The organism is Bauldia sp. (genome assembly GCF_020442045.1).
Taxonomy (GTDB): Bacteria; Pseudomonadota; Alphaproteobacteria; order Rhizobiales; family Kaistiaceae; genus Bauldia.
On the sequence record NZ_JAGRLA010000142.1, the window covers coordinates 1 to 11652 of the forward strand.

Consider the following 11652-nt stretch of genomic DNA (forward strand, 5'->3'; position numbering starts at 1 on the left):
ACCTCGCTGCAGATGGACATCAAGATCCAGGGCATCACCGAGGAGATCATGAAGGTCGCCCTTGCCCAGGCCAAGGATGGCCGGATGCATATCCTTGGCGAGATGTCCAAGGCGCTTCCGGAGGCGCGTGCCGAACTCGGCGAATACGCCCCGCGGATCGAGGTCATCACCATCCCGACCGACAAGATCCGTGACGTCATCGGCACCGGCGGCAAGGTGATCCGCGAGATCGTCGAGAAGACCGGCGCCAAGATCGATATCTCGGACGACGGCACCGTCAAGGTCGCGTCCGCCGACGGCAAGGCGATCACCGCCGCGCTGAACTGGATCAAGTCGATCACCGCCGAGCCGGAAGTCGGCATGATCTACCAGGGCACCGTGGTCAAGACGGTCGATTTCGGCGCCTTCGTCAATTTCTTCGGCGCGCGTGACGGTCTCGTCCATATCTCCCAGCTCGCGCCGAACCGTGTCGCCAAGACCACCGACGTGGTCAAGGAAGGCGACAAGGTCTGGGTCAAGCTCCTCGGCTTCGACGAGCGTGGCAAGGTCCGCCTGTCGATGAAGATGATCGATCAGGAGAGCGGCGAGGAGATCAAGCAGGAGAAGGCGCCGGATACGGCCGACGCCGCCGAGGCGAGCTGATCCGCCTCCTCCTTGCTTCTTGGAGTTCGAACGGCCGGCGATTTCGCCGGCCGTTTGTCTTTCGTTCCGGCGCATGGCGGGACGCGATTGTGGCCATCGGCGGGGGGCTGTGAACTTACGGCGTCTCGGGAGGAGCGCGGACGCCGGCGATGGCGGCGGGTATCGACACAGGCGTGCCCGGCGCGCGCCTGCCGCAAGTCCTGGCGCCGTGCGTTTTCAATCGACTGGCCGGTTCTCCCCGGGCAGTTCGCCACCGTCCTGGCCATCCACCAGGTCTTTGCGGGCAAGGTCGACGATCCGGCCGAATCCCGCGACAAGATGGGCGCCGCCGAGCGCCATGCGATAGAAGCCGAAATCGCTGAAGTCGGCGTATCCGCGGGCCTCCGGATGGTGGGCGAGAAACCGTTCCCGAATTTCGGGCTCGTCATCCGCGACAACCGGACCGACCAGTGTCAGGCGGCTGCCGGCGAGCGGATCGCCCTGCTCCCCGCCCGGTGCGACCAGAAGCAGGGAGGCGCGCGGGTCCCGCTTGAGGTTCCGGGTATGGACCGCCAGATCGGACAGCAGCAGTACCGGCTCGCCGGCCATGGTCGTGGCGACCGAGACCATCGACGCGAAGGGCGCGCCCTGCCGGTCGAGCGTCGCGAGCGTCGCCGCACCGGCCCGCCGGATGAGATGCCTGGCCTCGCGCTGCGCTGAGAAGTCGTTGTCGGTCATCGGATCTCCCGGATAGCAGTTGTCGACCCATCGTCGCTTCGGCGCTATGTCCTGTCGTTGACGGTCTGTTGTGAGTTGGGCCTTATTGATCGCGGTTCAGGATCTCCGAAGAGGATCGACCTTCCGATGTCAAAATTCCATGACCTCTTTGAGCGTAACCGGCTTTGGGCCGAAAGGATCAAGGAGATCAATCCGGATTACTTCCTGAAGCTTGCCGCACAGCAGAATCCGGATTTCCTGTGGATCGGATGTTCGGACAGCCGGGTCCCGGCAAACCAGCTTCTCGATTTGCCGCCGGGCGAGGTCTTCGTCCACCGCAACATCGCCAATGTCGTCGTGCCTTCCGACCTCAACTGCCTTTCTGTGATCCAGTTTGCCGTGGAGGTCCTCAAGGTCCGGCACATCATCGTCTGCGGTCACTATGGCTGTGGCGGCGTCCGGGCCGCGATGTCGCACGAGAACCACGGACTGATCGACAACTGGCTGCGCCACATCCGTAACGTCCGCCGTCTCCATGCCGACGCGTTCGAGCATGTCCACGATGAGGAGGAAGCGCTCGATCGCCTGTGCGAACTCAACGTGATCGAGCAGGTCCACAATGTCTGCGCCACGACCATCGTTCACGACGCCTGGCATCGCGGCGAAAATGTGCAGGTCGAAGGCTGGGTCTACAGCATCCGGGACGGCATCCTGAAGGAGCTGTGCTCGCGCGGTCCGGAGACCGTCGACCAGAATCCCGAGGGTGAGGTGGAAATCGGTACCGCCGCGGCGCGCGGATAATGTATGTCCGTCGCGGCATTTCCGCCCGCCGCCTTTTCCACGGATCCTGGCCCGTCCTGCTCGGTACGGCCGTCTGGTCGGCGATCGTCGTCTATCTGAACGAATTTCTCGGCCTTCACTTCATTTCGATCCCGATCGCGCCGGTCACCGTCATCGGCATCGCGGTTTCCCTCTATCTCGGCTTCAAGAGCACGTCCGCCTATAACCGATGGTGGGAGGCGCGGCAGCTATGGGGCGGAATCATCAACCGCAGCCGCGATTGGGGGAGCAGCGTCTTCAGCCTGATCTATGCGACGGGCCGCGAGCTCGACCCGGCGGTTCGGGTCGAACTGATCGAGCGGCATCTGGCATGGGTCAACGCGCTTGCCTATCAGCTCAGGAAGACGTCGCGTTTCAGGCGAGTCGATTCGGGCCACCTGTTCGGCCGGAGGATCGCGGCGGAGGCGCAATTTCACCAGACCCCGGACTGTTATCGCGCCTGCCTGTCCGAGGAGGAAGCCGCCGCGGTCGAGGCCAAGGCCAATATCGCCACCGATCTGTTGCGCCGCCAGGGCGAGCGGCTTCGCGCGCTTGCCGAGGAAGGGTTTCTGGATAGCTACCGCCAGGTCGCGATGATGGGGGTGGTGGCGGCCTGCTACGACCTGCAGGGTTCTTGCGAGCGGATCAAGAACACGCCCTTTCCCCGGCAGATCGCCAATTTCGGCCTGATCTTCACCTGGGTGTTCATCTTTCTGCTGCCGCTCGCCCTCGTCGACATCTTCGAATCGGAGACCGGCCTCCACAATCTCTCGATCGCCGCGTCGCTCGAATATGTGCTGGTCATGGTGCCCTTCACGGTGCTGATCTCCTGGGTCTTCTACATCATGGAGAAGGTCAGCGATTCCACGGAGGATCCGTTCGAAGGCGCCGCGACGGATGTGCCGATCTCGGCTTTGTGCCGGGTGATCGAGATCGATCTCAGGCAGATGACCGGGGACGTCGAGGTGCCGGAGCCGCTGGAGCCGGTGGAGGGTGTGCTCTACTAGCTAGAGCGTGGTCCTGCCGAGGGGAGCCTACTGGAATCGTTCGATCCCGAAAGGCGACAGCGTCTCGTCGCCCTGACCGGCGACCAGGGCCGCGACATGGCGTGCGGTGACCGCCGAAAGGGTCAGGCCGAGATGGCCGTGGCCGAAGGCGAAGACGATTCTCGGATCGCGAGGGTCGCGACCGATCACCGGTAGCGAATCCGGCGTCGCCGGCCGCCGGCCCATCCATTCGCTACCGCCGGTTTCCGGCAGGGCCGGCAGGTAGCGACGCAGCGTCCGGCGCATGGCTTCCGCCCGCATGAAGTTTGGCGGCGCTTCCGGCGAGGCGAGCTCGACCGCGCCACCGATCCTGAGCCCGTCGGCGAGCGGTGTGATCGCGATGCCGAACTGGGCGAAGACGACCGGAAGCGTCAGTCCGATCGGGTTGCCGGCAAAGGTAATATTGTAGCCGCGCTCCGCCTCGAGACACACCTTCAGGCCGATATCGCGGACGAGATCGCGCGACCAGACTCCGGCCGTGACGACAACCCGGTCGAAGGGCAGGTCTCCGCCTTCCGCGGTGATGACGGATACCTCCCGCTCGTCGCGATGGATGGTCACCACGTCGCTTCGCGACAGCGTGCCGGCGGCGGCGACCCGCAGCCGCAGCGCTTCGAGGATCGCCGCCGGGCTTGACACCATCCAGTAGTCGGGCACGAAGACGGCATTGGTGAAGCGCCCGGCCAGCGCGGGCACCAGTCGCCGTGCCGCTTCCGGCGCGATTTCGTTGACCTCGACGCCATGACGCCGGCGTTCGGTCCATTCGTTCCTGGCCGTCTGATACGCCGCCGGGCCGTCGATGATGTGAAGCGCGCCGGTCCTCTGCATATGGCCCGAAAGGCCGGCCCGGCGGGCAAGCTCCTGATGGTCGACGAGGGCGGATCCCATCAGCGCGGCGAGAGCCGACGTCGATTCCTCGACGTGCTGCGCCCTCGAAGCGGAGACGAAGCGCATCAGGAATGGCAGGAGGCGAGGCAGGTCGCGGGGCCTCAGCGACAATGGTCCGAGCGGATCGAGCAGCCATCCGGGGACCGAGCCGAGAATGCCCGGTCGGGCCAGTGGCGTGATTTCGGGTAGGGCGATCAGGCCGGCATTGCCGCCGGAAGCCGGCCTTTCGTCGATCGCCCTTTCGAAGACCGTGACCGTGTGCCCGTCGGCGATCAGCCATGCCGCGGCGGCACAGCCGACGACCCCGCCGCCGATGACTGCGATGCTTGCCATGCGTCGCTAGCCGGCCCGGATTGACGGGGCAGCCGCTGCCCGGTTGCCGGACCGCTGGTTTACGCAGGCCGTGATGCCGCCCTCCCTATGCCCCAAAATGACCACCCCCGAATGACTAAAGGTATCGGCAACCTACATGGGGCCGATCCGGCGTCAACTCACCGGGCGCAGACGCGGCAATTGGAGACAAGCATGGCGGCGGATGGTTGCCATGCGGGCTAATTTGGCGGGGAATGAACGATCCATTTACGCAAAAACAGGCTATACACCGGGATCAGATGTGATGGCCGTCACTGCCGGAAGGCGATTTTCGTTAATTATCGCGAGACTTGGCTGCGATAGGCTGCGCCCGTGAAGACGACCGTTTCTTTGCTGATTTGAGGATTGCCCCGCGTGGCTTCGCGATCGAACGCTCCAGATGCAGTCTCCGGCCGGTCGGAACTGGCCTCTGCCATCTATGATTGTCGGCGCGCGCTCGTCGGCATCGTGATCTTCAGCGGCATCATGAACATCCTGACCCTCACGGGTCCCCTTTTCATGCTGCAGATCTACGATCGCGTGGTTCCGAGCCAGAGCATCCCGACGCTGCTCGCGCTCGCGGCGATCGCCGCCTTGCTTTACATGTCGCTTGGCTTCTTTGATCAGATCAGGGCGCGCATCCTGGTCAGGGTTGGCGCCTATCTGGATGAAGTCGTGCATCCCAAGGTGTTCAAGGCCGTCGTTACCATGCCGCTGCGCAACAGGCTGCCTGGCGATGGCCTTCAGCCCTTGCGCGATCTCGACCAGATCCGGACCTTCGTCTCGTCCGGTGGCCCGGCCGCCTTTGCCGATATGCCGTTCCTGCCGATCCAGATCACGATCTGCTTCTTGATCGACCCGCTGATCGGCTACGCCGTTATCTTCGGCGCGACGGTCATCTTCTTCCTGACGCTGGCCACCGACCTGACCGTCGGCGCGGCTTCGCTCGAAGCGTCCGAGAAGAGCAGTCAGCGCTTTGCGGTGATCGAGGCCGGGCGGCGCAATGCCGAGGTCCTGCGGTCGCTCGGCATGTCCGGCCGGTTCGCCGACCGCTGGGGCGAGGTCAACCGGTCCTACGAGGCGAGCCACCTCAAGGTGCTCGAACGGTCCGGTGCCTTTTCCGGGGCCTCGAAGGTGTTCCGGATGATGTTCCAGTCGGCGCTGCTTGCCCTTGGCGCCTATCTGGTGATCGAGAAAGGCGCGTCCTTCGGCACCATTATTGCCGCGTCGATCCTCGGCGCCCGTGCGCTCCAGCCGATCGAGATGCTGGTCGCCAACTGGCGTGGTTTCGTCGGCAGCCGTCAGGCCTGGCATCGGCTGAACCGTCTGCTTGCCCAGTTCCCGACGACCGCGGACCCGATGCCCCTGCCGCAGCCGAAGGGGAGCCTTGAGGTTGAGAACCTCGCGGTCGTTCCGCCGGGATCGAACCGCCCGTCGGTCGTCGACGTGAGCTTCAATCTCCGCGCCGGCAACGCGCTCGGCGTCATCGGGCCGAGCGGGGCCGGAAAGTCATCTCTGGTGCGCGTGATCATCGGCGCCTGGGCGCCGGCGCGCGGCCGGGTGCGCCTCGATGGCGCCGCGCTGGAGCAGTGGCATCCGGACGCGCTGGGACAGCACATCGGATACCTGCCGCAGGATGTCGAGCTCTTCGCCGGGACGATTGCGGAAAACATCTCGCGTTTCGAGCCGGATGCGGAACCGCCCAAGATCGTCGCCGCGGCGAAGGTGGCGGGTGTGCACGACCTGGTCCTGCAAATGCCCAACGGCTATTCAACCGATATCGGCGAGGCCGGCTCGGCGCTTTCCGCCGGCCAGCGCCAGCGCGTGGCGCTTGCCCGCGCGCTTTATCGCGATCCGTTCCTCGTCGTGCTCGACGAGCCCAACTCTAACCTCGACGCCGAAGGCGATGCCGCCCTCAGTCGGGCGATCATGTCGGTCCGCCAGCGCGGCGGAATCGCGATCGTGGTTGCCCACCGGCCGAGTGCGCTCGAAGCCGTGGATATGGCGCTCGCCATGGTCAATGGCGGGGTCGCGGCTTTCGGAGAGAAGGAAGAAGTGTTGCGTAAGGTGCTGAAACCGTCGGCGGCGGCGATCAAGAGCCATCAACAGGAGCATGAGGAGGCGACGACATGAGCGACACAAGCTCGTTTGTCCTGGCGCCGCCGAAAAAAGAACACCCGCATAAGGCATCCATCCGGACCGGGTTGCGACGGCATTTGTTGATCGGCGGATTGGCCTTCTGCACCCTGGTCTTTGGGCTTGGCGGCATGGCGGCAACGCTGAGTTTCTCTTCCGCGGTGGTGACCGGCGGCAGGCTCGTCGTCAGCTCCAACGTCAAGCGCGTCCAGCATGTCGAAGGCGGCACGGTCGTCGAGATCAACGTCAAGGACGGCGATCACGTCGAGGCCGGTGACATTCTCGTAAGGCTCGATCCAACGATGGCGGCCGCCAATCTGGCGATTGTCTCCAAGGGCCTCGACGAAGAGCTCGCCCGCCGGGCCAGGCTTCAGGCCGAACGGAGCGGTGCCACCGAGCTGACCTTCCCTGACGCCCTGACGTCCCGGGAATCGGTGCCCGAGGTCGCGGAGGCGATGTCAATCGAGAAGCGGGCCTTCGAATTGCGGCTGGCCGCCCGTGACGGGCAGAAGGAGCAGCTTCGCAAGAAGATCGCCGAACTCGAGCAGCAGCTTGTCGGCGTCAAGGCGCAGGAGGATGCCGTCACTCGCCAGATCGACCTGACCACCGACGAGGTCAAGGGCCTTCGCGAGCTGCGGGACAAGGACCTGGTCGGGACCGACCGGATGGTGGATGCCGAGCGCCGGCTCGCCCAGCTCGAAGGGCAGCACGGGCAGCTGGTCGCGTCCGCCGCCCAGATCGGCGCCGAGGTCGCCCAGGCGGAGCTGCAGATACTCCAGATAGATCAGGACGTCCGCAGCGAGGTTTCGCGCGAGCTCGCCGATGCCGGCTCCAAGATCAACGAATTGACGGAACGGAAGATCGCGGCCGAAGACCAGCTCAAGCGCCTGGATATCAGGGCGCCGATCAGCGGCACGGTCTATCAGGTTGCCGTCCATACGGTTGGCGGCGTGATCGCTCGCGGTGAGCAGATCATGCTGGTCGTGCCGGAGAAGGACCTCCTCGTCGTCGAAGCGCCGGTCAAACCTCGCGAGGTCGACCGCGTCCATCCGCAACAGGAGGCAGTGCTCCGCTTCACCGGATTCGGCAGCCGGAACACACCTGAATATGAGGGTAAGGTCGAGACCGTCTCGCCGGACGTGGTGATCGATGAACGGACCGGGCAAGGCTATTACCGGGTCCGTGTCACGGTTCCGCAGAAGGCCCTCGACGACCTCGGCGCCAAGCTGGTACCCGGCATGCCGGTCGAGGTCTTCATCTCGACCGGCGACCGCACCGTCTTGTCCTATCTGGTCAGGCCGCTCGGCGACCAGATCATGCACACCTTCCGCGAACGTTGAGAAAAAGGCGCTTTTGCGACCCGATCGTGTGATGGCGTTCACAGACGGTAAAGGCCCGACCGTTTAGATTGACGGCAATGGGAACACCGAATGGATCAGGCGAGGACGCCGGGGAGGACGCTATGACGGATATCACTGCCGGCAGGCACGCGGCCGAACTGTTTTCCGCGGACGAGTGGAGCGAGACGGACGGAAACATCCGCCAGTTCCTTGCAACAGCCGCCCGCTACGTCTTTTCGGGTATCGCATCGCCGTCGGCGACCGCTTCGCATTCGGCCGCTCCGAATAGGCGCGACACCGGGAAGTGAGGCCTGGCCAGGAAGGCCGGGTATCGAAAGGGCTGGTCCCGTGACGGGATCGGCCCTTTCCGTTTTTGAGCCTCCGAGCTGATCGGCAAGGGGTTCGCGCTTGACTGGCAGGCGAGGATTCGCGGGAGGGATCGGCTATGCGGAACGCTTTGATCGTCTGGGGTGGATGGGAGGGTCACGAGCCGGAACAGGGCGCGCATGTCATCGCCGCCATGCTCCGGGAAGAAGGATTCGACGTCCGGATCGAGAACGATACTGCCGCCTTTGGCGACCCGGCAATTGCCGATCTCAGCCTGATCGTACCGATCTACACGATGTCCAGGATCGCCAAGGAAGAGGTCGAGATCCTCACCCGGGCGGTCGAGGGCGGCGTCGGCTTCGGCGGCTATCACGGTGGCATGTGCGATGCTTTCCGCGAGGCGGTCGACTACCAGTTCATGTGCGGCGGCCAATGGGTCGCCCATCCCGGCAACATCATCGACTATCGGGTCAACATCACCGGCCGCGACGATCCGATCATGGCCGGGATCGACGATTTCGACTACCGGTCGGAGCAGTATTACATGCATGTCGACCCATCGAACGAGGTGCTGGCGACCACCACATTCTCCGGTGAATACGCCCCATGGATCGACGGCGTCGTCATGCCGGTTGTGTGGAAGCGCCGCCACGGCAAGGGTCGTGTATTCTACTCGTCGCTCGGCCATGTCGCGAGCGAATTCGATGTCCCGGAGATGCGGATGATCGTCAAACGCGGCCTGCTCTGGGCGTCACGCTAGCCGCTTCGGGGCGTCAGCGGAAATCGGCCGGATCGGGCACGTATTGCGCCGTATCCATCCATCCCGCCTTGCCGGCATCGCTGTCGACGACCGACAGGCGGGGCCGCGGCGTCGAGGTGGTCGCGTCGCGCCAGCGGTCGACCACTGCGTCGATGAAGCCGAGATCGATTTCGCCGACGGATTCGAATTCGCGATCGTGCTCGCCGGCCCGGGACAGCGGTATGCGGTCGGGCGGGACCTCCGAGAAGTGGAATCGGGTCGGCAGGGCGACGCCCTCGCCGAAGGCGATCGCCTCCGCCGTTCCGAGCGAGGGCAGGAAATCGAGCAGGCTCGAGCCGGCATCGGGGATCGCCGACTGGACGATTGCCTGGTCGCGGTCATTCGACATGCGCATCGCGAAGACCGTGCTGCACTGGGACAGGATGGTCGGGTCGAGTTCCGCCGGCCGCTGGGTCACGGCGGCGAGATAAACCCCGTATTTCCGTCCTTCCTTGGCGATCCGCGACAGGGCCTTCCGGGTCGGGCCGAAGCCGAGCCGCCGGTCGGCGGGCACGTAGCGATGCGCTTCCTCGCAGGCGACCAGGATCGGCGCGGCACCGTCGCTCCAGGTGCCGAAGTCGAAGGCCATCCGGCACAGCACCGAAACCACCGAGTCGACGACCTCCGACGGGAAGCCGGCGAGTTGCATCACGGTGATCGGCTGGCCCTCCGGAGGCAGGCGGAAGAGCTCGCTGATCACGCCGGTCATGATGTCGTCAACGAACAGGTTGTCGAACATGAAGGCATAGCGACTGTCGTGGCCGAGGCTCTCGATGCGGCTGACCAGCCGCTGGTACTTCGTCCATGACGACCGGTTTTCGAGCTTGCCCATCCGCTCCTTGATCAGCGAGACGAGGTCCGAGATGCGGTAGGGAATCGGCGTATCGGCCGTGTGCCCGCTCGCCACCCGGCGGACCAGGCCGCGGTCGTTGCGATTGGAGGCATATTGCGCCTTGGCGGCCGGGATCAGCTCGCCGAGGATCTCGGTCTCTTCCTCGACGCCCGGACGGCCGCGAAAGAAGACGTCGACGATCTCCTCGAAGTTGAACAGCCAGTAGGGCAACCGCAGGTTCTTGGGGCTGATCACCTTCGCCTTTTCGCCGAAGCAGCCGGCATATTCGTTGTGGGGATCGATCAGCAGGATCCGGAGATTGGTATCCTTGTCGAGGATCTCGTTGAGGATCAGCGACACGCTGGTCGACTTGCCGACGCCGGTCGTTCCGAGGACGGCGAAATGCTTGTGGAGCATCTCGTCGAAATTGACATAGGCGGGAATCGACGAGTCGAGCTGCAGGCGGCCGACCTCGATCGTCTCGCCGCCGGCGATGCGATGGATCAACCTCAGTTCTTCCGGACCGATCTCGGCGAGATGGTCGCCGATCGTCGGGTAATCCGTCACCCCGCGCTGGAAGAAGGCGGAAGGCTGGCCGTGATTGCGGATCTCGCCGAGCAGGTCGATGTCGGCAAGCAGGTCCGCGCCGTCGCCATTCGGCTGGGCGACAAGCCTGGCCAGGACGCCGACCACCCGCGAATGATGGGTCTGCATGGCGACCAGGCGGCCGATGGTCAGCCGGGCGGCGCCGGGGCCGGTCGAGGCTGCCGCATCCAGCCGCGCGGTCGCCTGCGAGCCATTGACCGAGGTCACCAGCCCGATCGGGTGTTCGCGGTCGTGATGGGGCATCGGCCCGTCCCTCCGGGTGCGCGTCCTCTGCAATCGGCGCATCGCCTGTCCGAACAATCATGCCGTGCAAAGGTAAACATCGCGTCATCACGCGGCGGGCGCTTGCCCGTATCCCACCGGGCGGCCGCACCCGTTCCATGCCGGGGAGTCAACCGGGGGGTGTGTCGGCTATCTCCAATCCCGACGCCGAGCGGAGCGCCGCAACCGCCGCGGCAACGACCGCGGCGACCGGCGGCCCGATATCGATGCGCAGCGCCGGCTCGCCCGGTCCCGGCGGCTCGAGCGTGGCGAGCTGGCTGTCGAGGAGCCCGGCCGGCATGAAATGGCCCTTGCGGTTGCCGATCCGGGCGGCGAGGGTCTCCCGGCTGCTGTCGAGGAAGAGGAAGAGCAGCGGCCGCCCGGCCGCGGCGACCAGGCGCTCCCGATAAACCCGCTTCAGCGCCGAACAGGCGACGATGACGCCTCCCGGCGTTTCGCCGATCGCCTTGCCGATGGCGTCGAGCCATGGCCAGCGGTCGTCGTCGGTGAGCGGGGTTCCCGACGACATCTTTCGGACATTGGCCTCCGGGTGGAAGGAATCGCCTTCAAGCATGGGCAGGCCGAGGCGTTCGGCCAGTCCCTCGCCGATCACCGTCTTGCCGCTGCCGGCGACGCCCATCACGACGATGGCGGTCGGCTTGTTCCTGCCCGCCGCATCTTCCACCATGCCACTTTCTCCGATTCCGGTCATTCCGGCATGATCGCGGGCCGGCCGGGGCTTGGCAATGCCGGGGGCGCCCACGATCGGGCAGGCGCTATCGTTGCCGCGCCCGGAGGCCGGGCCGGTTTGCGATCCTTCCGTCTTTGCGCCTCCTTCGAGGCTCCTCCGGCCTTCGGCCGTCCTCGCCTCTTGCTTGCCTCCCTGTCGCGCCTCGCGGCGCTCCTCGC

General features: G+C 65.2%; 10 protein-coding genes. 6 read left to right on the forward strand and 4 right to left on the reverse strand.

What is annotated here, in order from left to right; all coding sequences use genetic code 11:
* Nucleotides 1-642, forward strand: a 642-nt coding sequence (locus KDJ86_RS15815; protein WP_291747941.1) for a S1 RNA-binding domain-containing protein, incomplete at its 5' end; no start/stop codon positions are given.
* 216 nt (nt 643-858) lie between these two features.
* On the opposite strand, the gene KDJ86_RS15820 is transcribed toward KDJ86_RS15815, so the two are convergent.
* Nucleotides 859-1359, reverse strand: a complete 501-nt coding sequence (locus KDJ86_RS15820; RefSeq protein WP_291747942.1) for a HugZ family pyridoxamine 5'-phosphate oxidase — start codon at nt 1357-1359, stop codon at nt 859-861.
* Nucleotides 1360-1485: 126 nt separating this feature from the next.
* Here KDJ86_RS15820 and can point away from each other — a divergent pair, with 126 nt between their 5' ends.
* On the forward strand, nt 1486-2139 hold the full coding sequence (can, locus tag KDJ86_RS15825; RefSeq protein WP_291747945.1) for a carbonate dehydratase: 654 nt from the start codon (nt 1486-1488) through the stop codon (nt 2137-2139).
* Entirely contained in the window at nt 2139-3164 is a 1026-nt protein-coding gene (locus KDJ86_RS15830) for a bestrophin family protein (protein WP_291747947.1), read from the forward strand. Before can ends, KDJ86_RS15830 begins: the two co-directional genes overlap by 1 nt.
* Nucleotides 3165-3191: 27 nt before the next feature.
* Here the strand turns inward: KDJ86_RS15830 and KDJ86_RS15835 are convergent, their stop codons facing one another.
* Nucleotides 3192-4424: an NAD(P)/FAD-dependent oxidoreductase gene (locus KDJ86_RS15835; protein WP_291747950.1), complete on the reverse strand. Its 1233-nt coding sequence runs from the start codon at nt 4422-4424 to the stop codon at nt 3192-3194.
* Nucleotides 4425-4817: 393 nt separating this feature from the next.
* Between KDJ86_RS15835 and KDJ86_RS15840 the strand changes: the two genes are divergently transcribed.
* The 3 genes from KDJ86_RS15840 (at nt 4818) to KDJ86_RS15850 (ending at nt 9005) form a co-directional block, all read left to right on the forward strand.
* Nucleotides 4818-6575, forward strand: coding sequence for a type I secretion system permease/ATPase (locus KDJ86_RS15840; protein WP_291747952.1), 1758 nt, complete (start codon nt 4818-4820; stop codon nt 6573-6575).
* A complete protein-coding gene (locus KDJ86_RS15845; RefSeq protein WP_291747956.1) occupies nt 6572-7918 on the forward strand; it encodes an HlyD family type I secretion periplasmic adaptor subunit in 1347 nt (448 codons plus the stop codon). The genes KDJ86_RS15840 and KDJ86_RS15845 overlap by 4 nt, the downstream gene beginning before the upstream one ends.
* Before the next feature lie 445 nt (nt 7919-8363).
* The gene (locus KDJ86_RS15850; RefSeq protein ID WP_291747959.1) at nt 8364-9005 is read left to right on the forward strand and encodes a ThuA domain-containing protein; all 642 of its coding nucleotides are present in this window, start codon (nt 8364-8366) and stop codon (nt 9003-9005) included.
* Between the two features lie 13 nt (nt 9006-9018).
* On the opposite strand, the gene KDJ86_RS15855 is transcribed toward KDJ86_RS15850, so the two are convergent.
* Together KDJ86_RS15855 and KDJ86_RS15860 are read right to left on the reverse strand one after the other, a co-directional pair.
* Nucleotides 9019-10725, reverse strand: a complete 1707-nt coding sequence (locus tag KDJ86_RS15855) for an ATP-binding protein (RefSeq protein ID WP_291747962.1) — start codon at nt 10723-10725, stop codon at nt 9019-9021.
* A gap of 148 nt (nt 10726-10873) precedes the next feature.
* Entirely contained in the window at nt 10874-11431 is a 558-nt protein-coding gene (locus KDJ86_RS15860) for a gluconokinase (protein WP_291747965.1), read from the reverse strand.
* Nucleotides 11432-11652: the final 221 nt, after the last annotated feature.

Bases quoted from the DNA above. Each gene is read 5' to 3' on its own strand.
- KDJ86_RS15820 (WP_291747942.1), bottom strand. From the start codon at position 1,359: ATGACCGACAACGACTTCTCAGCGCAGCGCGAGGCCAGGCATCTCATC.
- can (WP_291747945.1), top strand. From the start codon at position 1,486: ATGTCAAAATTCCATGACCTCTTTGAGCGTAACCGGCTTTGGGCCGAA.
- KDJ86_RS15830 (WP_291747947.1), top strand. From the start codon at position 2,139: ATGTATGTCCGTCGCGGCATTTCCGCCCGCCGCCTTTTCCACGGATCC.
- KDJ86_RS15835 (WP_291747950.1), bottom strand. From the start codon at position 4,424: ATGGCAAGCATCGCAGTCATCGGCGGCGGGGTCGTCGGCTGTGCCGCC.
- KDJ86_RS15845 (WP_291747956.1), top strand. From the start codon at position 6,572: ATGAGCGACACAAGCTCGTTTGTCCTGGCGCCGCCGAAAAAAGAACAC.
- KDJ86_RS15850 (WP_291747959.1), top strand. From the start codon at position 8,364: ATGCGGAACGCTTTGATCGTCTGGGGTGGATGGGAGGGTCACGAGCCG.
- KDJ86_RS15855 (WP_291747962.1), bottom strand. From the start codon at position 10,725: ATGCCCCATCACGACCGCGAACACCCGATCGGGCTGGTGACCTCGGTC.
- KDJ86_RS15860 (WP_291747965.1), bottom strand. From the start codon at position 11,431: ATGGTGGAAGATGCGGCGGGCAGGAACAAGCCGACCGCCATCGTCGTG.